Below are 25,086 nucleotides of genomic sequence, written 5' to 3' on the forward strand. Positions count from 1 at the left end.
TTTTATTCTATCCGCTTACAGTAAGTCACCGGCGGCACATCCTGTCCGGCATTTTTCGCCGGAATATAGCGATCCCAGAAATCATTAAATAACCGGAAAATCTCTTTCCGCCGGCTCAGTATTAATGTCATAGTGATCAGCACATAAACCGCACTCAGAATATCGGTCAGCGCCCATAAAATATCGGCCTGAAGGTTAGTGAATAACACAATCGGCGCCAGGTAATAAACCCGGTACAGATTCTTCGCGATTTTATTGGCTCTGGTGTCCCCGAAGAAAAAGTTCACCGCTTTCTCACAGGTAAAATACATGCCGATGGTCGTGGTACAGGCCAGCAGGGTGATAAATATCGCCATAAACCAGCTGCCCGCATCACCGTATGTCACTTTAAATGCCAGCGTGGTCAGGCGTGATGAGGTAATACCGGCGTAATCCACCCACACGTTAGTGGTCAGAATAGCCAGCGCGGTAACAGTACAGATAATAATGGTCAGGAAAACCTCGCCGAAACCCCAGCTGGACTGGCGGATCGGGTGATCGGTTGTTGCTGCCGCATGTGCCACAATACCGTAGCCGGTTCCGGCGTCATTGGAATAAATCCCCCTGGCGATCCCGAAACGGATGGCTTCCATCACAGTTGCTCCGGCAAATCCGCCGACACCGGCAGCCGGTGAAAAGGCCGATTTAAAAATCAGCGCAAATGCAGGCAGGATCTGATCATAATTCATCACCAGCAGAATAACGGCAACGGTCAGATAGGTGATCGCCAGTTTCGGCACCACACTTTCCATTTTGGAGGAAATACCTTTTAATCCGCCGATAATGACACTGGCAATAAAAATAACCATCACCAGCAATGTCAGGTAACTGTCGACATTAAACGCTTCTTCGATAGAGGACGTCGCGGATTCACTCTGTACCAGACAAGTCCACGGCCCGAGCATAAAACAGCATACCGACAATGCAACCGCACCTTTTTTCCAGCCCAGAGCATGTTCCATCACAAATGAGCGGTCACAGACATACTCATCCATCGATTTTTCATATTTGACGCGGTAACGCTGGCCGAGAATAATTTCACAGGCTTTGGTCGCAATTCCGAAAAAAGCAGAAAACCAAAGCCAGAATATCGCGCCCGGCCCGCCCATCGTAATCGCGGTTGCCACCCCGCCGATACTGCCGATACCCACGGTATTCGCCAGCGCGGTACAGGCGGCGGCAAAACTGGATACTGAGCCCGCCCCCTGAATTTGTTCACCGGCATTTTTTTTTCTTAAACAACCCGCCGTAGGTATTTTTAATATTAAAACGGAAATTCAGCTGGTATTTAAACCGGAATTTAATGGTCAGCCAGATACCAAGACTGACTAATAAAACCGGCATCGGATAAGTCCAGATAAAATCTGAAAACTGATTAATAATATTAAGAATCGTGTCCATAGTGAGTATCCGGTTTAATTAAACACATCAAGTGCCTGAGTAATATCAGCAATTAAATCTTCGGCAGCTTCGCATCCGGCAGAAATACGGATAAGCCCCTCATGCATACCGAAATCAATCAGTTGCTGCGGTGTAAATTCAGTGCGGAATGCGGTTGCCGGATGCGCCAGAGAGGTGCGGAACCCGCCCAGCGTGCCCAGATAGGTAATAAGATTTAAACGGCGGATAAAAGCATCGACTTTTGTCTGGTCATCAGCGACACGGAAACTGAGCATCGGGCCGCAGCCCTGCAGAAACAGGGATTTCGCTAAATCATGCTGAGGATGTGACGCCAGGCCCGGATAATTCACCTGAGCCACACGCGGGTCACCGCTGAGTGCTTCCGCAATACGCTGTGCATTTTCCATCTGGCGCGATACCCGCATTTCCATTGTCCGGATGCTGCGCAGACAGAGCCAGGCCGTATAAGGATCACTGCATCCTCCCAGCAGGCGGGCTTTCAGCTCAATTTTCTGCATCAGTGCCTGTGAGCAGGTTACCGAGCCGGCGGTTAAATCACTGTGGCCCCCGAAAAATTTGGTCAGGCTGTGGATCACGATATCCGCGCCGTGCTGTAAGGGCTTTATGACAAACGGGGTTGAAAAGGTATTATCCACCACCAGCAGGCAATCATTCGCCCGGCTGATACCGGCAATGGCATCGATATCGACCACTTTAATCAGCGGGTTACTGATAATTTCAGTATACAGCATCACCGTTTCCGGCCGGATGGCGGACTGTACCGACTCCGGTGACAGAAAATCCGCATAGGTTACTGTTACCCCCAGCGGAACCAGAATTAAATCAATCAGTTCGATGGTTTCGCCGTAAATAGCCTCATTCACGACAAGATGGTCGCCCTGTCTGAGCAGGCTCAGCAGTGTTGCTGAGATTGCTGCCATCCCGGAGGCCATAACGGCAGAGACTTCTCCGTCTTCCATCAGTGAAATCGCGGCAGATAAGCTGTCCCGGTTCGGGTTTGCGGTACGGTTATACTGATACTCACCATTGCCGCTGCTGACCGCAAAATAGTGCTGCGTATCCTGCATGGCATAGGCGGTAGCCGGAAAAATAGCGGGCGCATCCGGATGAATATGACCCGGTAAATTCATTTCCCCTGAATACAATAGCTGTGTGCGTTCTTTCATTTTTTATCCTGCTTTTTTAACAATAAATAACAATGCGCACACCCTAAACCTTATAGCTGGAATAAGGTTAAATCCGTAATTCAGGTTATGAGAAGATAATCACAAAATTATTTCCCCGGGAAATAGTATGTTAATTTTAAATCTGATAATTTAAATAAAAGTAATTATTTTACAGGCAGCAATCATGAAGAAATATTTTACTATCGGGGAAACTGCCGCGCTATTAGGCGTTTCAACGCAGACACTGCGTTTTTATGATAAAAAATCCATTCTCAAACCAGGTTATACGGATAATGAAAACGGATACCGTTATTATACATTTGAACAATTTCATTATATCGACAGAATTAAATATCTTCAGAAAATGAATATGAGCCTGAGTGATATTAAAACTATTATGGAAAGTGGCGATAAAAATAAATTGACCGAATATTTAATCCAGGAAAAATCACGTAAATTACAGCAGATGGCAGAATTAAAAAAGACCATTGAAACGCTGGACTGGTATCTGGATTACTTTACCTTCACTGATAATAAACCGCGCAACGGGGCTTTTTATACCACCGAATTACCGGAACGCTGGTGTCTGTTTGTTCCCTGTTATCCGGCAGATCGCCCGATTTCAAAAATGGAACTGCGGCTGGCTGAAATGAAAGCCAGACCGGAAAATCAGTCCCTCGATTATCTGCGGCAATACGCCTATGTGCTGGATTATAAAAACATTATTGAGCAAACCTTCTACCCGTCGAAATACCTGATTTACCTGAAAGAGAAACCGGATTTTGATTCTCCGAATCTGGTGTGTTTACCGGCCGGGTTTTATCTTTGCTGTATCTGTCATTATCTCAGTGAGAATATCGATGCTGAAATGGTGAAACGTTATTTCCACGGAAAAGAAAAACCACGGATGGTTATCGCCAATGAATTTGAAGATAACCTGGTCAGTTATGAATCCGCCCCTTATGAACTGCAATTTCTGATTTCATAATGTACACACAAAAAAATGGCCTGATAATCGTTATTATCAGGCGTGAGTTGTTATATAAAAACGGGATTATCTGTCGACAACAATATCCTTATTCACCACTTCCGGACCACTGTTGCCAATCATGGTGGCAAATTTCTCAATCGGGTCGGTACGCAGTGCATACAGGCGTTTCAGCGCATATGGATTATCGCCGAGGCGGACTTTCCCCTGAATGGTGGTGACGGCCATCGTCATACCGGCCTGCTGTGCGGCATCCATCGCATCCTGATTATATGCCCCGAAAGGATATGCCAGATAATGCTGTTCGGGGTTCAGTTTCGCCAGAACGCGCTGCGAACGCTGGTAGTCCAGCAGGATCGTGTGTTCCTTACGGCTGAAAATAATCGGGTTTTTGCGGTTATCCAGCCGATGTAAAAAATGCGTATGTGACTGAATATCAAACACATCCCGTGACTGCATCAGCTCCGGCCAGCACATAAACTGCAATCCGTCCGGTGCCCATTTCTGCGGTTTTGATTTCACCCGCGAGGAAATCACAAACAGTGTGGCTTTCTGATCATTCTGCTTCAGGATCGGATATGCATAGCGGTAAACCGATTTCAGGCCATCGTCGAACGTCAGCGCCACCACTTTACCCGGCAGGTTATTTTCCTTCGCCAGATAACCGGCCACATCATCAAGGGAAATCGTCCGGTAACCGGCCTGCTTCAGATAATCCATCTGCGCCTTAAAGGCTTCAACGGATGTGGTGGTCGAGGTATGACGGAAATTCCTGTTTTCACTGTCTTTCAGGATATGATGATACGTCAGGATCGGAATCCCTTTGTCCAGTTCCACATCTGACAGGCGGATGTACGCCAGTCTGTCCGCCAGGCGGATAGTCAGCCAGACAATTTTTTCACCTTCCCGGTTTTCCCTGACCATTTTGGCCAGCACCGGATAACGCAGATCACCAAACAGGGTGGCAACAGGGGATTTAGATTCATCCGGCGAGCCAAACACATTGGTGTTGCTGATGGTTATCAGATAATCATAAATCGGATTATTGAGTTCATTCAGTGTATCCAGCGGCGGCACGACTTTAGGTTTTTTATCTGACAGCTGTTCGCTGCCGATAAAACCGCGATCATTACCAAACTGTAATTCACGGAATTCGCCCTTCATCGGATAAATATAAAAACCGTGTGACGGGTTCAGTTCCGCAACCCCCTGCATCACACCGGCCACCGGAGCAAAAATCACCTGCGGTTCTTTTACCTGAATCAAAACCGGCGGTTCATCTTTCAGTAACCATTCCTGAGAATCAGAAGGCACTTCCGCCGCCCGGCTGACACCGGCGACAGAAAATAAAATCATAAAAATAAACAATACGTTGCGCATAATATGCCCGTTTACCTGCTGTACTGCACAAAAAAGCCCTCCTTAAAAAAGGAGGGCTGTTCAGTCAGTTACATTGCTGTATCACTTACTCTTTGCTGCCACCGAAGCCGGCGTTCAGAAGCTCAGCTAAGTTAGCTGTTGCTTCATCAGCGCTGACCTGCTGTGGTGCTGCCTCGGCAGTTTCTGCCAGGTGACGGCGGCGGATACGATCCTGGTGGTACGCGAAACCGGTACCGGCCGGGATCAGGCGACCCACAATGACGTTCTCTTTCAGACCGCGCAGTTCGTCGCGTTTACCCGCAACGGCCGCTTCGGTCAGAACGCGTGTGGTCTCCTGGAACGATGCCGCAGAGATAAAGGACTCTGTTGCCAGAGACGCTTTGGTGATACCCAGCAGATCACGTTCAAAGGTTGCAGGGATTTTGCCTTCCTGCTCCAGCAGACGGTTTGCCACTTTCACGCGTGCATATTCAACCTGCTCACCTTCGAGGAACTCAGAGCTTCCCGCAGAGGTGATGGTGACTTTACGCAGCATCTGACGAACGATAACTTCGATGTGTTTATCGTTAATCTTAACGCCCTGTAAGCGGTAAACTTCCTGGACTTCGTTCGCGATATAACGTGCAACGGCATTCACGCCGCGCAGACGCAGGATATCGTGCGGTGATTCCGGACCATCAGATACGACGTCACCACGTTCAACCATTTCACCTTCGAACACGTTGAGCTGACGCCATTTCGGAATCATCTCTTCGTAAGGATCGCTGCCGTCGATTGGTGTGATCACCAGACGACGCTTACCTTTGGTCTCTTTACCGAACGAGATGATACCGCTGATTTCAGCCAGGATCGCAGGCTCTTTCGGACGACGCGCTTCGAACAGATCCGCAACGCGCGGCAGACCACCGGTAATATCCTTGGTACCGACAGATTCCTGCGGGATACGTGCCAGCGTGTCACCGGCGGTGATTGCCACGCCGTCATCCAGCTGAACAATCGCTTTACCCGGTAAGAAGTACGCGGCAGGCATATCAGTGTTCGGGATCAGAACATCGTTACCCTGTGCATCGACAATTTTCAGTGCCGGACGCATTTCTTTCGCACTGGTGGTACGTTCTGCAGAATCCAGAACAACCAGTGAGGACAGACCGGTTAATTCATCAGTCTGACGGGTAATGGTCTGGCCGTCGTGCATGTCGGTAAAGCGGATGATACCGGACACTTCACTGACAACCGGCATGGTATGCGGATCCCAGTTAGCGACAGTTTCACCGCCGTTGACGGCTTCACCGTCACCTTTGGAGAGCTGGGCACCGTAAGGTACTTTGTAGCTCTCTTTGGTACGGCCGAATTCGTCGATCAGACGCAGCTCTGTGTTACGGGACGTGATAACCAGTTTGCCCGCAGAGTTCATGATGAACTTCGCGTTGAACAGTTTCAGTGTACCCTTGTTACGGACCTGAATGCTGGATTCCGCAGCAGCACGGGATGCCGCACCACCGATGTGGAACGTACGCATCGTCAGCTGTGTACCCGGTTCACCGATTGACTGTGCCGCGATAACACCCACCGCCTCACCGGCGTTGATGATGTGACCACGCGCCAGGTCACGGCCGTAGCATTTCGCACACACACCGAAGTCAGTTTCGCAACTAACCACAGAGCGGACTTTCACGCTGTCGACTGAGTTTTCTTCTAACAGGTCACACTGTTTTTCGTGCAGCAGGGTGTTACGCGGGATAAGAATATCCGCAGTACCCGGCTTCAGAATATCTTCAGCAGCCACACGGCCTAATACGCGGTCGCGCAGAGGTTCTTTAACATCACCACCCTCGATAACCGGGGTCATGACGATACCTTCGTGCGTACCACAGTCATCTTCAGTGATGACGAGGTCTTGCGCCACGTCAACCAGACGACGGGTCAGGTAACCGGAGTTTGCTGTTTTCAGTGCGGTATCCGCCAGACCTTTACGTGCACCGTGGGTTGAGATGAAGTACTGGAGTACGTCAAGACCTTCACGGAAGTTCGCGGTGATTGGCGTTTCGATGATGGAACCATCCGGTTTCGCCATCAGACCACGCATACCGGCCAGCTGACGAATCTGTGCAGCAGAACCACGCGCACCGGAGTCGGCCATCATAAAGATACTGTTGAAAGAAACCTGCTGTTCTTCTTCGCCGTCGCGGTTAACCACGGTTTCAACAGACAGGTTTTCCATCATCGCCTTGGCAACACGTTCGTTGGCCGCGGCCCAGATATCGATAACTTTGTTATAACGTTCGCCGGCGGTAACCAGACCAGACTGGAACTGCTCCTGGATTTCTGCCACTTCCGCTTCGGCTTCCGCGATGATCCCGGCTTTTTTCTCCGGAATAACCATGTCATCGATACCAACGGATGCACCTGAACGGGCAGCGTAGGCAAAACCGGTGTACATGATCTGGTCAGCAAAGATAACGGTCGGCTTCAGACCCAGAATACGGTAACAGGTGTTCAGCATTTTGGAGATTGCTTTTTTACCCAGCGGCTGGTTAACCAGTGAGTAAGGCAGACCACGCGGAACGATACGCCATAAGATGGCACGGCCGACAGTGGTATCAATCATGCTGGTACGCTTGGTGATATTACCTTCGCCGTCTTTCACTTCTTCAGTGATACGGACTTTCACACGGGCATGCAGAGACGCATGACCGGCGCGGTATACACGCTCAGCTTCAGTTGAACCGTTCAGTACCATGCCTTCGCCTTTGGCGTTAACACAGTCACGGGTCATGTAGTACAGGCCCAGAACAACGTCCTGGGAAGGTACGATAATCGGATCGCCGCTTGCCGGTGACAGGATGTTGTTGGTGGACATCATCAGGGCACGGGCTTCGAGCTGAGCTTCCAGGGTCAGAGGAACGTGAACCGCCATCTGGTCACCATCGAAGTCGGCGTTATATGCCGCACAAACGAGCGGGTGCAGCTGGATAGCTTTACCTTCGATAAGGATTGGTTCAAACGCCTGAATACCCAGACGGTGAAGTGTCGGTGCACGGTTCAGGAGAACCGGGTGCTCACGGATAACTTCATCCAGGATATCCCATACGACCGCTTCTTCGCGCTCAACCATTTTCTTGGCTGCTTTAATGGTGGTTGCGAGACCACGCAGTTCCAGCTTGCCGTAGATGAACGGTTTGAACAGTTCCAGTGCCATTTTCTTAGGCAGACCGCACTGATGCAGACGCAGGTATGGACCTACGGTGATTACAGAACGACCGGAATAGTCAACACGCTTACCGAGCAGGTTCTGACGGAAACGACCCTGTTTACCTTTGATCATGTCTGCCAGAGATTTCAGCGGACGCTTGTTAGAGCCGGTAATTGCACGACCACGACGGCCGTTATCCAGCAGCGCATCCACGGCTTCCTGCAGCATACGTTTTTCGTTACGTACGATGATGTCAGGTGCAGCCAGATCCAGCAGGCGTTTCAGACGGTTGTTACGGTTGATCACACGACGGTACAGATCGTTCAGATCTGAAGTCGCAAAGCGACCGCCGTCGAGCGGAACTAACGGACGCAGATCCGGTGGTAATACCGGCAGCACTGTCAGGATCATCCACTCAGGTTTGTTACCGGACTGAATGAAGGCTTCCAGCAGCTTGATGCGCTTGGTCAGTTTCTTACGTTTGGTTTCTGAATTGGTTTCATTCAGTTCTTCGCGCAGGTTTTCGACTTCCTGTTCCAGATCCATTGCTTTCAGCAATGCCTGGATGGCTTCCGCACCCATTTTCGCGTCGAATTCATCACCGAACTCTTCCAGAGCGTCGAGATACTGTTCTTCTGTCAGAATCTGGCTGCGCTCAAGGCTGGTCATCCCGCCTTCAACAACAACATAAGATTCAAAGTACAGAACACGTTCGATATCACGCAGCGGCATATCCAGCAGCAGGCCGATACGGGACGGCAGTGATTTCAGGAACCAGATGTGTGCGGTCGGTGATGCCAGTTCGATGTGACCCATGCGCTCACGGCGCACTTTAGTCTGAGTCACTTCAACACCACACTTCTCACAAATCACACCACGGTGTTTCAGACGTTTGTACTTACCGCACAAACATTCGTAATCTTTTACCGGCCCGAAGATACGCGCACAGAAAAGCCCGTCACGCTCAGGTTTGAACGTACGGTAGTTAATGGTTTCCGGCTTTTTCACTTCACCAAATGACCATGAACGAATCATGTCAGGTGAGGCCAGACCAATTTTGATCGCATCAAACTCTTCGGTCTTGGTTTGCGCTTTCAGAAACTTTAATAAGTCTTTCACGAAATGGCTCCTGTCGGAGTTAGACCTGTGAGACAAACGGTCGTCTGTTTGTCCCTTAAACCAGATTTACTGGTGCTGCCCGTGTACCACGGGCAGCCACAACGGTAATTACTCGTCTTCCAGCTCGATATTGATACCGAGGGAACGGATTTCTTTCAGCAATACGTTGAAAGATTCCGGCATTCCCGGCTCCATCTGATGACTGCCGTCGACGATGTTTTTATACATCTTCGTACGACCGTTAACGTCATCCGATTTCACAGTCAGCATCTCCTGGAGGGTGTAAGCGGCACCGTATGCTTCCAGTGCCCACACTTCCATCTCCCCGAAGCGCTGACCACCGAACTGTGCCTTACCACCCAGCGGCTGCTGGGTAACCAGGCTGTAAGAACCGGTAGAACGCGCATGCATCTTGTCATCAACCAGGTGGTTCAGTTTCAGCATGTACATATAGCCGACGGTAACCTGACGCTCGAACTGCTCGCCGGTACGACCATCAAACAGTGTGATCTGACCGGAAGTCGGTAAGCCACCCAGGGTCAGTAATGCTTTGATTTCCTGCTCTTTTGCACCATCGAATACTGGTGTTGCTGTCGGCATACCTTTTTTCAGGTTGTCCGCCAGACGCAGAACTTCTTCATCACTGAAGGTGTTCAGATCCACTTTCTGACGCGGGTCGTTACCCAGGTCATAGGCTTTCTGGATGAATTCACGTAATTTCGCGACTTCCTGCTGCTCTTTGATCATCTGGTTGATTTTGTCACCGATGCCTTTCGCAGCCATACCCAGGTGGGTTTCCAGAATCTGACCGATGTTCATACGCGATGGTACGCCCAGCGGGTTCAGTACGATGTCAACAGGGTTACCTTTTTCATCGTATGGCATATCTTCGATAGGGTTAATTTTTGAGATAACCCCTTTGTTACCGTGACGACCCGCCATTTTATCACCAGGCTGGATCTGACGTTTAACAGCCAGATACACTTTAACGATTTTCAGCACGCCCGGTGCCAGATCATCGCCCTGGGTGATTTTGCGGCGTTTCGCTTCCAGTTTCTTGGCGAACTCAGATTTCAGTTCGTCATACTGTTCTGCCAGCTGTTCTAACTGATTCTGTTTCTCTTCATCAGTCAGAGCCAGTTCTAACCAGCGCTCGCGCGGCAGTTTGTCCAGTTTGTCAGCTTCCATACCGCCGTTGATCAGAACGGAACGGATACGGCTGAACAGACCGGCTTCCAGAATCTGGAGCTCTTCGGTCAGGTCTTTCTTCGCGTCACGCAGCTGCATCTCTTCGATTTCGAGAGCACGCTTGTCTTTTTCCACGCCATCGCGGGTAAAGACCTGGACGTCGATAACAGTACCGGAAACACCATTCGGTACGCGCAGAGATGAATCTTTCACGTCTGACGCTTTTTCACCGAAGATAGCACGCAGCAGTTTCTCTTCCGGGGTTAACTGTGTTTCACCTTTCGGTGTCACTTTACCGACCAGAATGTCGCCGCCTTTCACTTCCGCACCGATATACACGATACCGGATTCATCCAGTTTGGAGAGAGCCGCTTCACCCACGTTAGGGATGTCCGCAGTGATCTCTTCAGGCCCCAGTTTGGTGTCACGGGACACACAAGCCAGTTCCTGGATGTGGATAGTGGTGAAACGGTCTTCCTGAACAACACGCTCGGACACGAGGATGGAGTCTTCGAAGTTGTAACCGTTCCATGGCATAAATGCCACACGCATGTTCTGACCCAGTGCCAGTTCGCCGAGGTCAGTTGACGGACCATCAGCCAGCACGTCACCGCGCTCAACCGGCTCACCCAGCGATACGCAAGGAGTCTGGTTGATACAGGTGTTCTGGTTAGAACGGGTATATTTGGTCAGGCTGTAGATGTCGATGCCCGCTTCGCCGGCATACATTTCATCTTCATTTACCTTGATAACGATACGTGATGCGTCAACGTACTGAACAGTACCGCCGCGTTTGGCTACGGCTGTAACACCGGAGTCAACTGCTACCGCACGTTCCATACCGGTACCAACCAGTGGCTTGTCAGCGCGCAGAGTCGGAACCGCCTGACGTTGCATGTTCGCACCCATCAATGCACGGTTGGCGTCATCGTGTTCCAGGAACGGGATCAGGGATGCACCGACAGAAACCACCTGCTGGGTGGAAACGTCCATGTACTGAACCTGATCACGGCTGAATAAGCTGGATTCACCTTTGTTACGGCAGGTGATCAGTTCATCAACGAAGTGGCCGTCGTCATCTAATACGGTGTTTGCCTGTGCAATGATGAAGTTACCTTCTTCGATTGCAGACAGGTAATGAATTTCATCGGTAACAACATCGTCACGCACTAAACGGTACGGGGTTTCCAGGAAACCATATTCGTTAGTCTGTGCATAAACAGATAAGGAGTTAATCAGACCGATGTTCGGACCTTCAGGGGTCTCGATAGGACATACGCGACCGTAGTGAGTCGGGTGAACGTCTCGGACTTCGAAGCCGGCACGTTCACGGGTCAGACCACCCGGGCCTAATGCTGAGATACGGCGTTTGTGCGTAATTTCTGACAGCGGGTTGTTCTGGTCCATAAACTGGGACAGCTGGCTGGAACCAAAGAACTCTTTAACCGCAGCAGAAATCGGCTTGGCGTTGATCATATCCTGAGGCATCAGGTTATCCAGATCACCCAGAGACAGACGCTCTTTCACTGCACGCTCAACACGGACCAGACCCACACGGAACTGGTTCTCTGCCATTTCACCGACAGAACGGATACGACGGTTACCTAAGTGGTCGATATCGTCCACTTCACCGCGGCCGTTACGGATGTCGATCAGTTTCTTCATGACATCAGTAATGTCCTGCTGGCTCAGGATCCCGGTACCGTCAGAGTCATCACGACCCAGTGAACGGTTGAACTTCATGCGGCCGACCGCAGACAGATCATAACGATCTTCAGAGAAGAACAGGTTCTCGAACAGGTTTTCAGCAGCTTCGCGGGTTGGCGGCTCACCAGGACGCATCATGCGGTAGATTTCTACCAGTGCGCTTAAACGATCGTTGGTCGGATCCACACGCAGGGTTTCTGACATGTAGGCGCCGTGATCCAGGTCGTTGGTGAACAGGGTTTCAATGGTTTTGTGACCGGACTGGCTCAGACGCGCCAGCAGATCCAGTGACATTTCCATGTTCGCCGCACAGATTAATTCGCCGGTCGCTTCATCGATGTAATCACGCGCAACCACTTTGCCTGCGATATATTCAACAGGAACTTCAATCTGGCTGACTTCGTCTTTTTCCAGCTGGCGGATATGACGGGCAGTGATACGACGGCCTTTCTCAATATAAACTTTACCGTTCGCTTCGATATCGAAGGACGCAGTTTCACCACGCAGACGCTCAGGAATGAGGGTCATGGTCAGTTTATTATTGCGGATTTCAAAGGTGGTTTTTTCGAAGAACAGGTTCAGAATGTCTTCGGTGCTGAAATTCATCGCACGCAGAATGATCGAAGCCGGTAATTTACGGCGGCGGTCAATACGGACAAATAAGTTGTCTTTCGGATCGAACTCGAAATCCAGCCATGAACCACGGTAAGGAATGATACGTGCGTTATACAGCACTTTACCGGAAGAGTGTGTTTTACCTTTGTCACTGTCAAAGAACACGCCCGGGCTGCGGTGTAACTGAGAAACGATAACACGCTCAGTACCGTTGATAACGAACGTTCCGTTTTCGGTCATGAGCGGAATCTCGCCCATGTAAACTTCCTGTTCTTTAATATCTTTAACTGTGCCTTCCGGTGCTTCACGCTCGTAAACAACCAGACGCAGTTTTACGCGCAGTGGTGCGGAAAAGGTTACGCCGCGGATCTGACATTCTTTAACGTCAAATACCGGCTCACCCAGACGGAAGCTGACATATTGCAGTTCAGCATTGCCACTGTAGCTCTGAATCGGGAAAACGGAACGGAACGCGGCTTCCAGGCCGTTCTGACCGTCCGGATCGAGTTCAATGAATTTCTGGAATGAATCCAGCTGGATAGAAAGGAGATAAGGTACATCCAGCACTTGCGGACGTTTACCAAAATCCTTACGAATACGTTTCTTCTCGGTATAGGAGTAAACCATAGGGTTCCTCAGCTCGCTTGATCAGTGACCCGGCCTGCCCGTATCGGACGGACAGTCGCTACAACTATCTAATTTGGACAGAAAATTGAACATTTTCTGTTAATACCCATTGCTATTACTCTTAAATCATTTCATTGCGCTGCTGACTACCGAGCTACCCGAGCGAATCGCAGTCATAAACACAGTATATTAAGTCGTCAATAGCAAAAAGTATTCGGAGAGTTTGCGGGTGTCAGATAACACAACTGTTACCCCGGAAACACACGCATGCGCATTAGCGCAAAAAGGCTGGTGACCAATAAGTCACCAGCCATCAGCCATTTTCAGGCTGCTACTGCAAAAAGTGGCTTATTTAACTTCAACTTCCGCGCCAGCTTCTTCCAGAGATTTTTTCAGAGTTTCAGCTTCATCTTTGCTCACACCTTCTTTCAGTGCAGCAGGTGCGCTTTCAACTAAGTCTTTAGCTTCTTTCAGGCCCAGACCAGTTGCGCCGCGAACAGCTTTGATTACTGCAACTTTGTTAGCGCCTGCAGCTTTCAGAATAACGTCGAACTCAGTTTTCTCTTCAGCAGCTTCAGCAGGACCCGCAGCAACTGCTACAGCAGCAGCAGCAGAAACGCCGAATTTTTCTTCCATCATGGTGATCAGTTCAACAACGTCCATTACAGACATTTCAGCAACTGCGTCCAGGATTTGTTCTTTAGTGATAGACATACGATATGTTCCTAAAATTCAGAATAAGTTTATACGTTAAAAAGCAACGAAGAAAAGAAAGGGCAATTAAGCTGCTTCTTTCTGATCGCGTAACGCTGCCAGAGTGCGAACCAGTTTGCCTGCAGAGGCTTCTTTCATGGTTGCCATCAGGCGCGCGATTGCTTCTTCGTAAGTCGGGAGTGTTGCTAAGCGATCGATATCTTTCGCTGCAATTAACTCACCTTCAAAGGCTGCGGCTTTAATCTCGAATGCAGGGTTCGCTTTCGCGAATTCTTTGAACAGACGAGCAGCAGCGCCCGGATGTTCATGAGAAAATGCAATCAAGGTAGGACCGACGAATACGTCTTTCAGGCACTCAGAAGAGGTACCTTCAACAGCACGACGCAGCAGGGTGTTACGTACTACACGTACAGTAACGCCAGCTTCACGACATGCTTTACGCAGACCGGTCATTTTATCTACAGTCACACCACGGGAATCCGCGACAACTGCAGACAGCGCACCTTTGGCAACTTCGCTGACTTCAGCAACAATCGCTTGTTTGTCTTGAAGATTTAATGCCATTAGCTTCTTGCTCCTGGTTTAGCCGGGTAATACAACCCCGGAACTCACTTCACTCAGCACCGGAAGGTGGAGAGCGCTAAAACACGGTGAGCAGAATACTCGAATAAAATTCTTGTGGCTCTGTCACCGTCTACGCAGGAAAATTAAGTAATCACTTACACCTGCGGTCTTGGACGGGGCCCGGAAAAGGCCGGGCTCCAACCGAAATTCTGGCTGTGCCTGATTCTGTGATAATTTCACTAAATCAAATACAGCAAACATTGGGCGTCAGATTCTACAGAAACCTGACCCCAATGTAAAGCGCTTACTATCCGCAGATATTAAGCAGCAGCAGTCAGACCAGACTGGTCGATTGCAACACCCGCACCCATGGTGGTAGACAGGCTGATTTTCTTGATGTACACGCCTTTCGCTGAAGATGGTTTTGCTTTTTTCAGCGCAACCAGCAGAGCTTCCAGGTTTTCTTTCAGTTTATCAGTGTCGAAATCTACTTTACCGATAGTGGTGTGGATGATCCCGTTTTTGTCGTTACGGTAACGAACCTGACCCGCTTTAGCGTTGTTCACAGCTTCAGCAACGTTAGGCGTTACAGTACCCACTTTCGGGTTTGGCATCAGGCCGCGCGGGCCTAAGATCTGACCTAATTGGCCAACAACGCGCATTGCATCCGGAGATGCGATAACAACGTCGAAGTCCATTTCGCCGGCTTTGATTTTGTCAGCCAGGTCTTCCATACCAACCAGTTCTGCACCTGCAGCTTTAGCAGCTTCAGCGTTAGCGCCCTGTGCGAACACAGCTACGCGGACAGAACGACCGGTACCGTTTGGCAGTACAGTTGCACCGCGAACGTTTTGGTCAGATTTACGTGCATCGATACCCAGGTTAACGGCAACGTCAACGCTTTCAACGAATTTAGCAGTCGCTAATTCTTTCAGCAGGGCTACGGCTTCATTGATGTCGTACAGTTTGGTAGCATCAACTTTTTCACGGATATTGCGCATGCGCTTGGTCAGTTTAGCCATCGATTAACCCTCCACTACCAGGCCCATGGAACGAGCAGTACCTTCGATAGAACGCATCATAGCTTCTACATCGGCACCAGTCATATCCGCTGCTTTAGTCTCAGCAATCTCACGAACCTGAGCAGAAGTAATTTTACCTACTTTCTCTTTGTTCGGTTTGCCGGAACCAGATTTCAGACCTGCAGCTTTCTTCAGTAAAACTGCCGCTGGCGGAGTTTTAGTGATGAAAGTGAAAGAACGGTCAGCATAAACGGTGATAACAACCGGGATTGGTAAACCTTTTTCCATGCTGTCTGTTTTGGCGTTAAACGCTTTACAGAATTCCATGATGTTCACACCCTGCTGACCCAGTGCTGGACCAACCGGTGGACTTGGGTTTGCCATACCAGCTGCAACCTGCAGTTTGATATAGGCTTGTACTTTCTTAGCCATTTAAAAATCCTCAATGTGGGTAATAGCGCCGGTTATCCCGGCTCCCCTATGAATACAGGCCCGCGTGAAAACGCGAACCCCTGAAAAACAAAAGGCGCGAAATTGTAGATAAATTTCCCGCCCTTTGCAAGCCCGGAAAAAAAACCGTTACGGTTTTTCGACCTGACTGAAATCCAGTTCGACCGGTGTTGCACGACCAAAAATAGAGACTGATACCTTCAGGCGGCTCTTCTCGTAGTCGACTTCTTCAACAACACCGTTAAAGTCTGCAAACGGACCATCGGAAACACGGACCATTTCGCCCGGCTCGAACAGCGTTTTCGGACGCGGCTTATCACCCACCTGCTGCAGGCGGTTCATAATCGCATCAACTTCTTTATCGCTGATCGGTGCAGGACGATCGGATGTTCCGCCGATGAATCCCATTACACGCGGTACGTTACGCACCAGATGCCAGGATGCATCGTTCATCGCCATCTGAACCAGGACATAGCCCGGGAAGAATTTGCGCTCACTTTTGCGGCGCTGACCGCTGCGGATCTCGACGACTTCTTCCGTTGGCACCATGACTTCGCCAAATGAATCTTCCATCCCGTTGATTTTGATATGTTCACGCAGAGACTGCGCAACCCGGCTCTCGAATCCGGAGAAAGCCTGGATGACATACCAACGTTTTTTAGGAGAATCCGACATCTTTAGAACCTCAGAAGGATGTTATATAGGAAACAAGACGGACAAGGATACCATCAAGGCCCCATAACACTAACGACATAACCGCTGTGACTGCCGCAACGATCAGTGTTGTATGCAGTGTTTCCTGACGTGTAGGCCAGATCACTTTACGCATTTCAACCCGTGCTTCGCGGGCAAAAGTCAGTGTCGCTTTGCCTTTCGTTGTCCACAGTGCAATACCACCGGCTAATGCGATGACGACAACAACTGCCAGCGCACGCAGCGCGAGATTAAATTCGCGGAAGTAGTAGTTACCGCCGATAGCAGCGATCAGCAGAACTGCGACCACTAACCATTTGGCAATGTCAGCACCACGGCCGTTTTGTTGAGCTTCGCTATTCGCACTCATAAACCAACCTGTAACCATGAAATAAAAAAGTCAGCCGGACTGCCTCGCTGTTGCAAAACAAATCAGACCAAAATTAGGGACAGATGCAATTGTATCTGACTTGGCGTCATAATCCAGCATGAGTTTCGTATTCTTCGAGATACTCACCATTCGTTGCGTGAGAGCCTATCTCACCAGTAGTTGATGATCAACTAGTGATGAGATAGGTTCTTCATAAAACAACGCAGAAAAAGGGCATCAAATGATGCCCTTTTTAGGATTATTACATCCGTAATTAACCCATCACTTTCGCTACAACACCCGCGCCAACGGTACGGCCGCCTTCACGGATTGCGAAACGCAGACCATCGTCCATTGCGATTGGGTGGATCAGGGTGACGATCATTTTGATGTTGTCGCCCGGCATTACCATTTCAACGCCTTCCGGCAGTTCGATAGTACCTGTTACGTCTGTGGTACGGAAGTAGAACTGTGGACGGTAACCTTTGAAGAATGGAGTATGACGACCACCTTCATCTTTGCTCAGAATATAAACTTCTGATTCAAATTTGGTATGTGGTTTGATTGAACCTGGTTTAGCCAGAACCTGACCACGTTCGATTTCTTCACGCTTGGTACCACGCAGCAGAACACCGACGTTCTCACCGGCACGGCCTTCGTCCAGCAGTTTGCGGAACATTTCAACACCGGTACAGGTGGTTTTCGCAGTATCTTTGATACCCACGATTTCAACTTCCTCACCAACCTTGATGATACCGCGCTCAACACGACCGGTAACAACGGTACCACGGCCGGAGATTGAGAATACGTCTTCGATTGGCAGCAGGAACGGCTTGTCAATTGCACGCTCTGGCTCAGGGATGTAAGAATCCAGGAAACCTGCCAGTTCAACGATTTTAGCTTCCCACTCTGGCTCGCCTTCCAGTGCTTTCAGCGCTGAACCGCGAACGATTGGCGTGTCGTCGCCAGGGAAATCGTACTGAGACAGAAGTTCACGAACTTCCATTTCAACCAGTTCCAGCAGCTCTTCATCATCAACCATGTCACATTTGTTCAGGAATACGATGATGTAAGGAACGCCAACCTGACGACCTAACAGGATGTGCTCACGGGTCTGTGGCATAGGGCCATCAGTTGCAGCAACAACCAGGATAGCGCCGTCCATCTGTGCAGCACCGGTGATCATGTTTTTAACGTAGTCGGCGTGCCCCGGGCAGTCAACGTGCGCGTAGTGGCGAGTCGGAGTATCGTACTCTACGTGAGAAGTAGAGATGGTGATACCACGTGCTTTTTCTTCAGGCGCGTTATCGATCTGGTCGAATGCACGAGCGTTACCGCCGTAGGTTTTTGCCAGAACGGTGGTGATTGCAGCAGTCAGGGTAGTTTTACCGTGGTCAACGTGGCCGATAGTACCAACGTTAACGTGCGGTTTCGTACGTTCAAATTTTTCTTTAGACACGACTCTATTCCTTATGAAGTCCCTTCTTCACTGTGAGAAGGGACTGAAATTAACGAGTTAAACCGGTAAGTTACCGATTATTTTGCATTACGAGCTTCAATAACAGCCTGAGCTACGTTGTTTGGCGCTTCATTATACTTCAGGAATTCCATGGAGTAAGAAGCACGGCCCTGAGTCTGTGAACGCAGGTCAGTTGCATAACCAAACATTTCAGACAGTGGCACTTGCGCACGGACGATTTTACCGGTAGGCATGTCATCCATACCTTCGATCATACCGCGACGACGGTTCAGGTCACCAATGACGTCACCCATGTAGTCTTCCGGTGTTTCCACCTCAACTTTCATGATTGGTTCCAGCAGAACTGGTTTCGCTTTTTTGAAGCCGTCTTTAAACGCCAGAGATGCTGCCAGTTTAAACGCCAGTTCAGAGGAGTCAACATCATGGTATGAACCGAAGTGCAGACGAACACCCATGTTAACAACAGGGTAGCCTGCTAACGGACCAGATTTCAGCTGCTCCTGGATACCTTTGTCAACCGCAGGGATGTATTCACCAGGAATCACACCACCTTTGATTTCGTTGACAAATTCGTATTCCATGTTGACGCCTTCGGCATCTTTCTTGTTCAGCGGGTACATGTCGATAACAACATGACCGTACTGACCACGACCACCGGACTGTTTAGCGTGTTTACCTTCGATATCAGTCACTTTCATAGTGATTGCTTCGCGGTAAGCAACCTGTGGTTTACCCACGTTCGCTTCAACTTTGAACTCACGACGCATACGGTCGACCAGAACGTCCAGGTGTAATTCACCCATACCGGCGATGATAGTCTGGTTAGTCTCTTCATCACTTGATACGCGGAATGATGGATCTTCCTGTGCCAGACGGCCCAGTGCGATACCCATTTTTTCCTGGTCAGCTTTGGTTTTCGGCTCGATTGCAACGGAGATTACCGGCTCAGGGAATTCCATACGCTCCAGGATGATTGGTGCATCAATCGCACACAGAGTATCACCTGTAGTGACGTCTTTCAGACCGATAGCAGCCGCGATGTCACCAGCGCGAACTTCTTTAATCTCTTCACGTTTGTTAGCGTGCATCTGAACGATACGGCCGAAACGTTCTTTCTTGGATTTAACCGGGTTCAGTACGGTATCACCGGAGTTAACAACACCAGAGTACACGCGGAAGAACGTCAGGTTACCCACGAACGGGTCGGTTGCAATTTTAAATGCCAGAGATGCAAACGGCTCTTCATCAGAAGAGTGACGCTCAGCCGGGGTATCTTTACCGTCGTCCAGAATACCTTTAATTGCAGGAACTTCTGTCGGAGATGGCAGGTACTCAACAACCGCATCCAGCATCGCCTGAACACCTTTGTTCTTAAATGCAGAACCACAGGTTACCAGGATAATTTCGTTCGCCAGTACGCGCTGACGTAATGCTGATTTGATTTCAGCTTCAGTCAGTTCTTCACCGCCGAGATATTTTTCCATCAGCTCTTCTGAGGCTTCAGCTGCGGCTTCAACCAGATTCTGGTGCCATTCAGCAGCTAATTCCTGCATGTTTGCCGGGATATCTTCGTAGACGAAGGTAACGCCCTGGTCTTCTTCACTCCACTGAATCGCTTTCATTTTAACCAGGTCAACAACACCGGTGAATGATTCTTCAGCGCCGATAGCTAACTGAAGAGGAACCGGAGTAGCCGCTAAGCGGGTTTTGATCTGATCAACAACTTTCAGGAAGTTTGCACCCATACGGTCCATTTTGTTAACGAACGCGATACGAGGTACATGATATTTGTTTGCCTGGCGCCATACGGTTTCAGACTGTGGCTGAACACCACCAACGGCACAGTAAACCATTACAGCACCATCAAGAACACGCATGGAACGTTCTACTTCGATTGTGAAGTCAACGTGCCCCGGGGTGTCGATGATGTTGATGCGGTGTGGTTCAAATTGTTTGCCCATACCGGACCAGAACGCAGTGGTTGCTGCGGAGGTGATAGTAATACCACGCTCTTGTTCCTGCTCCATCCAGTCCATCGTTGCTGAACCTTCGTGGGTCTCACCAATTTTATGGTTCACACCTGTATAAAACAGAATACGTTCTGTTGTGGTGGTTTTACCGGCGTCGATATGTGCACTGATACCGATATTACGGTAACGTGAAATGGGTGTTTGACGAGCCATTTTTTCCTCTCTCTTGGACGTTCGTTTAATTTGGTCGGGCAGCCTTACGGCTACCCTATACACAATTCACTACGGTTTGATTACCAACGGTAGTGTGCGAACGCCTTGTTAGCTTCTGCCATACGGTGAACGTCTTCACGTTTCTTAACGGCAGTGCCTTTGTTTTCAGCTGCATCGGATAATTCATTTGCCAGGCGCAGAGCCATGGACTTATCACCGCGTTTACGGGCAGCTTCAACGATCCAGCGCATTGCTAATGCATTACGGCGGACCGGACGAACTTCAACCGGTACCTGGTAAGTAGAACCACCAACACGGCGGGACTTAACTTCGACAGTCGGACGCACGTTATCCAGTGCGATTTCGAATGCTTCCAGGTGCTCTTTACCTGAACGCTGAGCCAGGGTCTCAAGCGCGGTATATACGATTGATTCTGCGGTAGATTTTTTACCGTCTACCATCAGGATATTTACAAATTTGGCCAGCAGCTCTGATCCGAACTTAGGATCTGGCAGAATTTTACGTTGACCAATTACACGACGACGTGGCATGGAAATACTCCGTTGTTAATTCAGGGTTGTCCAAAACTCAATGAGTTTATTTGACATTAATGCGATAAATGTTTGGCCTTACTTAACGGAGAACCATTAAGCTTTTGGCTTCTTCACACCGTACTTAGAACGAGCTTGTTTACGGTCTTTAACACCGGAACAGTCCAGTGCGCCGCGAACAGTGTGGTAGCGAACACCCGGTAAGTCTTTAACACGACCACCGCGGATCAGGATCACGCTGTGTTCCTGCAGGTTATGACCTTCACCACCGATGTATGAAGAAACTTCAAAACCGTTGGTTAAACGTACACGGCATACTTTACGCAGTGCTGAGTTAGGTTTTTTAGGTGTGGTGGTATATACACGAGTACATACGCCACGTTTTTGCGGGCATGCTTCCAGTGCAGGAACGTTGCTTTTCACAACTTTCGAGCTACGGGATTTGCGAACCAGCTGATTAATCGTTGCCATTATAAAAAAAGCTCCTGGTTTTTTGCTTCGTAAACACGGATTTGTGCCTCGTATCTGTCAAAGACAAAACACGAGGACGCGAAATTTTATTGCTGACGCAACAGGGTGTCAAGAAATATACAATGATATTTGCTATTCCCACGCAAAATGTTGCGTGTGTGTGACCGTGAGCTCCACAAAACCAGTATAGTCTGTGATTCTCACTTTGCCCGAAAGGAACGGTAATAAACCGCGTGCTTCGGCATCCTCCCGCAACACACAGGGAATATGACCCGACTGAATAAGCGCCTGCAACAACGGGTTACCTTCCGTTGCTGCGATTACGCCATCTTCGGTAAAAAGGATGTCATCCTCAGGGGATAACAGATTCAGTAATGATTGGATATCAGTACGAAATGGCGATTGGCTGACAGTATATAGCATCTTGCTCACCGTAAGTAGATCAAAATGACACCACGGCGTCAAATACCGCCAGTTTCCGGGCCAGTTCCGCCGCACTCAGGCAGGTGACCGGCAGGATATACGGCGTCTCCGGGGATAACCCGCGTGCGGCCATATCCTCCGCACAGCAGTAGCACTCATCAATATCGTACAGCGGCAGGACTTTGAAGGTGGAGATATAATCACGGGCGAGGATTTTTGCCGGTGTCTGTTCCGGTAATAACTGAAGTACCCCGTCAGACACAAAAAAGGCCGCAATCTCTTCCGTATAATTACTGGTTGCCAGCAGTGCATCCAGCCCTTCCCGGCCGCTGTTGCTGCCGTGAGGTGCACTTCTGAAAACAAATGCGATACGTTTCACCGGATCTCCCTAAAACTGGATAACGCGATCACAGGTCATCATGGCTTCCGCCAGAGTTCCCAGGCCGCTGAGGGAAAAACCGTCCGCCAGATTGGCTGCCGCCAGTTTCAGCGACTCCGCCTGTGCGGCATCGGTTACACCGCGGCGCAGCGCCGCTGCCACACAGACTGCCAGCTGAATACCGTTATCGCGGGCAAGCTGCTGCCACTGACGTACCATGTCGGTTTCGTCCCCGGCCGGTGATGTCAGCACATTGGCGTTGCTGACCCCTTCGCGGTAAAAAAACACACACTGAATCCGGTGTCCGGCCGCAATCACATGCTGTGCAAACAGCAACGCGCTGCCGGCACGCTGTGTGCCGTAGGCCGGGCCGGTGACCAGCAGGCAGTAAGATAACGGTGTCATTGCTCCGTGCTGCCTTACTCGCCGTTTTTAAACTGGCGGATGTAGAGATAGACCGTGTGTTTGGAGATATTCAGACGCACCGCCACAAGGTTGATGGCATCTTTGATATCAAATATCCCTTTCTCATACAGGTTCAGTACCACCTGTTTGTTCTTCGCGTTGTTTGCCACGTTGCGGTCGGCATTCACTTCTTCAATCGTCTGTTCCAGCGTCTGTGCCACCAGGTCTTCAACGGAAGAGGCAAAGTTCACATTGGAGGTCTCTTCTGCCAGCTCTTTCGGGATAAACGTCTGAACAATCTGGGAGAACGGCACATCCAGGTTCATGTTAATACACAGCAGCCCGATGATACGGCGTGATTTATTGCGGATAGCAATCGTCAGCGATTTCATCAGTGCCCCGGTTTTCGCCCGTGTGAAATAGGCTTTCGAGGTGCTGCAGTCTTCATCTGTAATGTCGTGCAGCATGCGCAGCGCGAGGTCGGTAATCGGGGAACCGACTTTACGGCCGGTGTGATGACCGTTTGCGATCTTCACCGCTGAGCGCTTCAGATCTTCCAGTGAGTGGAGAACGATTTCACAGTGCTCACCGATGAGCAGCGCCAGGCCATCAACAGCCGCCTCATAGGATTTCAGGATCTCATAATCCGTTTCAGTAAACGGATGATTTACAATGTAATCCGAATCATTGTCATTAAATAATACTGGGTTAGACATTTAATACACCACTCTTTGTAACGTGTGAACGTCGTTGGTTTTACTCATCTGTAATCTTTCACTGCAGGAGGAGGATTACCCTGTCATCATGTATCAATTATATACCCGGATTTCCCGGGTGCAGGAAAGCAGCAAATGACGGGCTTCCGGTTCTGTGCAGGTACCCGCAGGTTAAGTTATAGCGAAAAACAGGCCGTTTTGCGCCTGAGGTGATCAAATTCTGGTAAAAAATTACAAAAAAACACGGATGTTTTGCAAATTTTTCATAATCCTGATCGTTGCGGAAACAAAAACCCGCACAACAGGGCGCGGGTTTTTGTCAGTTTCCGGTATCAGCAGGACTTATTTGGCCGCAGGTTTGATATCCAGTAACTCGACGTCAAAGACCAGGGTGGAGTTGGCAGGGATCCCCGGAACACCGTCGGTACCGTAAGCTGCTTCCGGCGGGATGACCAGTTTGGCTTTACCGCCTTTTTTCATCTGCTTCAGACCTTCGGTCCAGCCTTTGATCACGCTGTCCAGACGAATGGTCAGCGGCTCGTTACGGTCGTAAGAGCTGTCAAACTGGGTACCGTCAATTAATGCGCCTTTATAGTGAACAACAACGGTGTCAGTCTCTTTCGGAGATGCACCGTTACCGTCTTTCTCAGATTTGTAGAGCACACCGCTCTTGGTTTTTTCAACGCCTTTTTCTTTGGCGAATGCGGCACGGTATTTGTCACCGGCTGCTTTGTTTTCAGTCGCCTCGCGTGCCATTTTTTCCTGAGCGGCACCTTTCACCTGCTCTTCAAAACCGCGCAGCGTCTGGTTGATCTCTTCATCACTCAGTTTGCTTTTGTTATTGAATGCATCCTGAACACCCGCCATCATCTGATCGCGATCCAGATCCAGGCCAATGGATTTCTGCTCATTCAGGGCATTTTCCATGTAACGGCCCAGTGACGCACCCAGCGCATAAGCATTCTGCTGACTTGCGGTTTTAAATGCGCTGTTCAGCTTCACTTCTTCTTTTTTCGGCGCGGTATCCGCATAAGCCTGTGACATACCTAATGTCATTGCCAGCGAGGTTGCGACAACAGTCGCTTTAAACAGTGATTTCATCCTTTTCTCCATAAGTTTTGCAACAGTTACAGGACGTACCTCACAGCAGATCACGTCAGAGAGTCCTTGCAGCCGTCACCGGGCGACATCATAATGTCACGGTTTTGTGATGCTGAGACA

At 49.6% G+C, this 25,086-nt stretch carries 22 protein-coding genes; 1 reads left to right on the forward strand and 21 read right to left on the reverse strand.

Annotated elements, in window-relative coordinates; translation table 11 throughout:
- Window positions 1–2: 2 nt before the first annotated feature.
- Genes JL661_RS17175 through JL661_RS17180 form a run of 3 tightly spaced genes read right to left on the reverse strand, consistent with a single transcriptional unit; the run spans window position 3 to window position 2,627 of the window.
- Window positions 3–1,316, reverse strand: a complete 1,314-nt coding sequence (locus tag JL661_RS17175; protein WP_345739892.1) for an alanine/glycine:cation symporter family protein — start codon at window positions 1,314–1,316, stop codon at window positions 3–5.
- Complete coding sequence (locus tag JL661_RS18500; protein ID WP_247716714.1) at window positions 1,255–1,440, reverse strand: hypothetical protein; 186 nt, start codon at window positions 1,438–1,440, stop codon at window positions 1,255–1,257. The genes JL661_RS17175 and JL661_RS18500 overlap by 62 nt, the downstream gene beginning before the upstream one ends.
- 14 nt (window positions 1,441–1,454) lie before the next feature.
- Window positions 1,455–2,627 carry a trans-sulfuration enzyme family protein gene (locus JL661_RS17180; RefSeq protein ID WP_036419154.1) on the reverse strand — a complete coding sequence of 391 codons (1,173 nt, stop codon included), beginning with the start codon at window positions 2,625–2,627 and terminating at the stop codon, window positions 1,455–1,457.
- Window positions 2,628–2,811: 184 nt separating this feature from the next.
- Here JL661_RS17180 and JL661_RS17185 point away from each other — a divergent pair, with 184 nt between their 5' ends.
- Window positions 2,812–3,615 (forward strand): MerR family transcriptional regulator, encoded by an 804-nt coding sequence (locus JL661_RS17185; RefSeq protein ID WP_004242301.1) that lies wholly within the window; start codon window positions 2,812–2,814, stop codon window positions 3,613–3,615.
- A 66-nt stretch (window positions 3,616–3,681) separates the two neighbouring features.
- Here JL661_RS17185 and JL661_RS17190 read toward each other — a convergent pair whose 3' ends face one another.
- The 18 genes from JL661_RS17190 to fkpA all read right to left on the reverse strand — a co-directional run bounded on the left by JL661_RS17190 (window position 3,682) and on the right by fkpA (window position 24,966).
- Window positions 3,682–4,995: a polysaccharide deacetylase family protein gene (locus JL661_RS17190; RefSeq protein ID WP_004242302.1), complete on the reverse strand. Its 1,314-nt coding sequence runs from the start codon at window positions 4,993–4,995 to the stop codon at window positions 3,682–3,684.
- A gap of 85 nt (window positions 4,996–5,080) precedes the next feature.
- A complete protein-coding gene (gene rpoC, locus JL661_RS17195) occupies window positions 5,081–9,307 on the reverse strand; it encodes a DNA-directed RNA polymerase subunit beta' (RefSeq protein WP_004242303.1) in 4,227 nt (1,408 codons plus the stop codon).
- 108 nt (window positions 9,308–9,415) lie between these two features.
- Window positions 9,416–13,444: a DNA-directed RNA polymerase subunit beta gene (gene rpoB / locus JL661_RS17200; protein ID WP_004242304.1), complete on the reverse strand. Its 4,029-nt coding sequence runs from the start codon at window positions 13,442–13,444 to the stop codon at window positions 9,416–9,418.
- Window positions 13,445–13,792: 348 nt separating this feature from the next.
- Window positions 13,793–14,158 carry a 50S ribosomal protein L7/L12 gene (rplL, locus tag JL661_RS17205; RefSeq protein ID WP_004242306.1) on the reverse strand — a complete coding sequence of 122 codons (366 nt, stop codon included), beginning with the start codon at window positions 14,156–14,158 and terminating at the stop codon, window positions 13,793–13,795.
- 66 nt (window positions 14,159–14,224) lie between these two features.
- The gene (gene rplJ / locus JL661_RS17210; protein ID WP_004242307.1) at window positions 14,225–14,722 is read right to left on the reverse strand and encodes a 50S ribosomal protein L10; all 498 of its coding nucleotides are present in this window, start codon (window positions 14,720–14,722) and stop codon (window positions 14,225–14,227) included.
- A gap of 320 nt (window positions 14,723–15,042) precedes the next feature.
- Entirely contained in the window at window positions 15,043–15,744 is a 702-nt protein-coding gene (gene rplA, locus JL661_RS17215) for a 50S ribosomal protein L1 (protein WP_004238485.1), read from the reverse strand.
- A 3-nt stretch (window positions 15,745–15,747) separates the two neighbouring features.
- A complete protein-coding gene (rplK, locus tag JL661_RS17220; protein ID WP_004238484.1) occupies window positions 15,748–16,176 on the reverse strand; it encodes a 50S ribosomal protein L11 in 429 nt (142 codons plus the stop codon).
- Window positions 16,177–16,323: 147 nt separating this feature from the next.
- Window positions 16,324–16,869, reverse strand: coding sequence for a transcription termination/antitermination protein NusG (gene nusG / locus JL661_RS17225; RefSeq protein ID WP_004238483.1), 546 nt, complete (start codon window positions 16,867–16,869; stop codon window positions 16,324–16,326).
- Window positions 16,870–16,879: 10 nt separating this feature from the next.
- Window positions 16,880–17,257, reverse strand: coding sequence for a preprotein translocase subunit SecE (gene secE / locus JL661_RS17230; RefSeq protein WP_004238482.1), 378 nt, complete (start codon window positions 17,255–17,257; stop codon window positions 16,880–16,882).
- A gap of 274 nt (window positions 17,258–17,531) precedes the next feature.
- Complete coding sequence (gene tuf / locus JL661_RS17235; protein WP_036413223.1) at window positions 17,532–18,716, reverse strand: elongation factor Tu; 1,185 nt, start codon at window positions 18,714–18,716, stop codon at window positions 17,532–17,534.
- A 77-nt stretch (window positions 18,717–18,793) separates the two neighbouring features.
- On the reverse strand, window positions 18,794–20,920 hold the full coding sequence (gene fusA, locus JL661_RS17240; RefSeq protein ID WP_004236495.1) for an elongation factor G: 2,127 nt from the start codon (window positions 20,918–20,920) through the stop codon (window positions 18,794–18,796).
- 80 nt (window positions 20,921–21,000) lie between these two features.
- Window positions 21,001–21,471, reverse strand: coding sequence for a 30S ribosomal protein S7 (gene rpsG / locus JL661_RS17245; protein ID WP_004240719.1), 471 nt, complete (start codon window positions 21,469–21,471; stop codon window positions 21,001–21,003).
- 96 nt (window positions 21,472–21,567) lie between these two features.
- The gene (rpsL, locus tag JL661_RS17250) at window positions 21,568–21,942 is read right to left on the reverse strand and encodes a 30S ribosomal protein S12 (protein WP_004236497.1); all 375 of its coding nucleotides are present in this window, start codon (window positions 21,940–21,942) and stop codon (window positions 21,568–21,570) included.
- A 132-nt stretch (window positions 21,943–22,074) separates the two neighbouring features.
- Complete coding sequence (gene tusB, locus JL661_RS17255; RefSeq protein WP_024473585.1) at window positions 22,075–22,365, reverse strand: sulfurtransferase complex subunit TusB; 291 nt, start codon at window positions 22,363–22,365, stop codon at window positions 22,075–22,077.
- A gap of 19 nt (window positions 22,366–22,384) precedes the next feature.
- Complete coding sequence (gene tusC, locus JL661_RS17260; protein WP_004240720.1) at window positions 22,385–22,744, reverse strand: sulfurtransferase complex subunit TusC; 360 nt, start codon at window positions 22,742–22,744, stop codon at window positions 22,385–22,387.
- Window positions 22,745–22,753: 9 nt separating this feature from the next.
- A complete protein-coding gene (tusD, locus tag JL661_RS17265) occupies window positions 22,754–23,149 on the reverse strand; it encodes a sulfurtransferase complex subunit TusD (protein ID WP_004236499.1) in 396 nt (131 codons plus the stop codon).
- Between the two features lie 14 nt (window positions 23,150–23,163).
- A complete protein-coding gene (locus JL661_RS17270) occupies window positions 23,164–23,865 on the reverse strand; it encodes a helix-turn-helix transcriptional regulator (protein ID WP_004236501.1) in 702 nt (233 codons plus the stop codon).
- A gap of 342 nt (window positions 23,866–24,207) precedes the next feature.
- The gene (fkpA, locus tag JL661_RS17275) at window positions 24,208–24,966 is read right to left on the reverse strand and encodes an FKBP-type peptidyl-prolyl cis-trans isomerase (protein WP_004240721.1); all 759 of its coding nucleotides are present in this window, start codon (window positions 24,964–24,966) and stop codon (window positions 24,208–24,210) included.
- Window positions 24,967–25,086: the final 120 nt, after the last annotated feature.

This window comes from Morganella morganii (genome assembly GCF_019243775.1).
Lineage (GTDB): Bacteria > Pseudomonadota > Gammaproteobacteria > Enterobacterales > Enterobacteriaceae > Morganella > Morganella morganii.

Excerpts from the sequence above, each read along its gene's own strand:
- JL661_RS18500 (WP_247716714.1), bottom strand. The coding sequence starts at position 1,440 with ATGGACACGATTCTTAATATTATTAATCAGTTTTCAGATTTTATCTGG.
- JL661_RS17180 (WP_036419154.1), bottom strand. The coding sequence starts at position 2,627 with ATGAAAGAACGCACACAGCTATTGTATTCAGGGGAAATGAATTTACCG.
- JL661_RS17185 (WP_004242301.1), top strand. The coding sequence starts at position 2,812 with ATGAAGAAATATTTTACTATCGGGGAAACTGCCGCGCTATTAGGCGTT.
- JL661_RS17190 (WP_004242302.1), bottom strand. The coding sequence starts at position 4,995 with ATGCGCAACGTATTGTTTATTTTTATGATTTTATTTTCTGTCGCCGGT.
- rpoB (WP_004242304.1), bottom strand. The coding sequence starts at position 13,444 with ATGGTTTACTCCTATACCGAGAAGAAACGTATTCGTAAGGATTTTGGT.
- rplL (WP_004242306.1), bottom strand. The coding sequence starts at position 14,158 with ATGTCTATCACTAAAGAACAAATCCTGGACGCAGTTGCTGAAATGTCT.
- rplJ (WP_004242307.1), bottom strand. The coding sequence starts at position 14,722 with ATGGCATTAAATCTTCAAGACAAACAAGCGATTGTTGCTGAAGTCAGC.
- rplA (WP_004238485.1), bottom strand. The coding sequence starts at position 15,744 with ATGGCTAAACTGACCAAGCGCATGCGCAATATCCGTGAAAAAGTTGAT.
- rplK (WP_004238484.1), bottom strand. The coding sequence starts at position 16,176 with ATGGCTAAGAAAGTACAAGCCTATATCAAACTGCAGGTTGCAGCTGGT.
- nusG (WP_004238483.1), bottom strand. The coding sequence starts at position 16,869 with ATGTCGGATTCTCCTAAAAAACGTTGGTATGTCATCCAGGCTTTCTCC.
- secE (WP_004238482.1), bottom strand. The coding sequence starts at position 17,257 with ATGAGTGCGAATAGCGAAGCTCAACAAAACGGCCGTGGTGCTGACATT.
- fusA (WP_004236495.1), bottom strand. The coding sequence starts at position 20,920 with ATGGCTCGTCAAACACCCATTTCACGTTACCGTAATATCGGTATCAGT.
- rpsG (WP_004240719.1), bottom strand. The coding sequence starts at position 21,471 with ATGCCACGTCGTCGTGTAATTGGTCAACGTAAAATTCTGCCAGATCCT.
- rpsL (WP_004236497.1), bottom strand. The coding sequence starts at position 21,942 with ATGGCAACGATTAATCAGCTGGTTCGCAAATCCCGTAGCTCGAAAGTT.
- tusB (WP_024473585.1), bottom strand. The coding sequence starts at position 22,365 with ATGCTATATACTGTCAGCCAATCGCCATTTCGTACTGATATCCAATCA.
- tusD (WP_004236499.1), bottom strand. The coding sequence starts at position 23,149 with ATGACACCGTTATCTTACTGCCTGCTGGTCACCGGCCCGGCCTACGGC.
- JL661_RS17270 (WP_004236501.1), bottom strand. The coding sequence starts at position 23,865 with ATGTCTAACCCAGTATTATTTAATGACAATGATTCGGATTACATTGTA.
- fkpA (WP_004240721.1), bottom strand. The coding sequence starts at position 24,966 with ATGAAATCACTGTTTAAAGCGACTGTTGTCGCAACCTCGCTGGCAATG.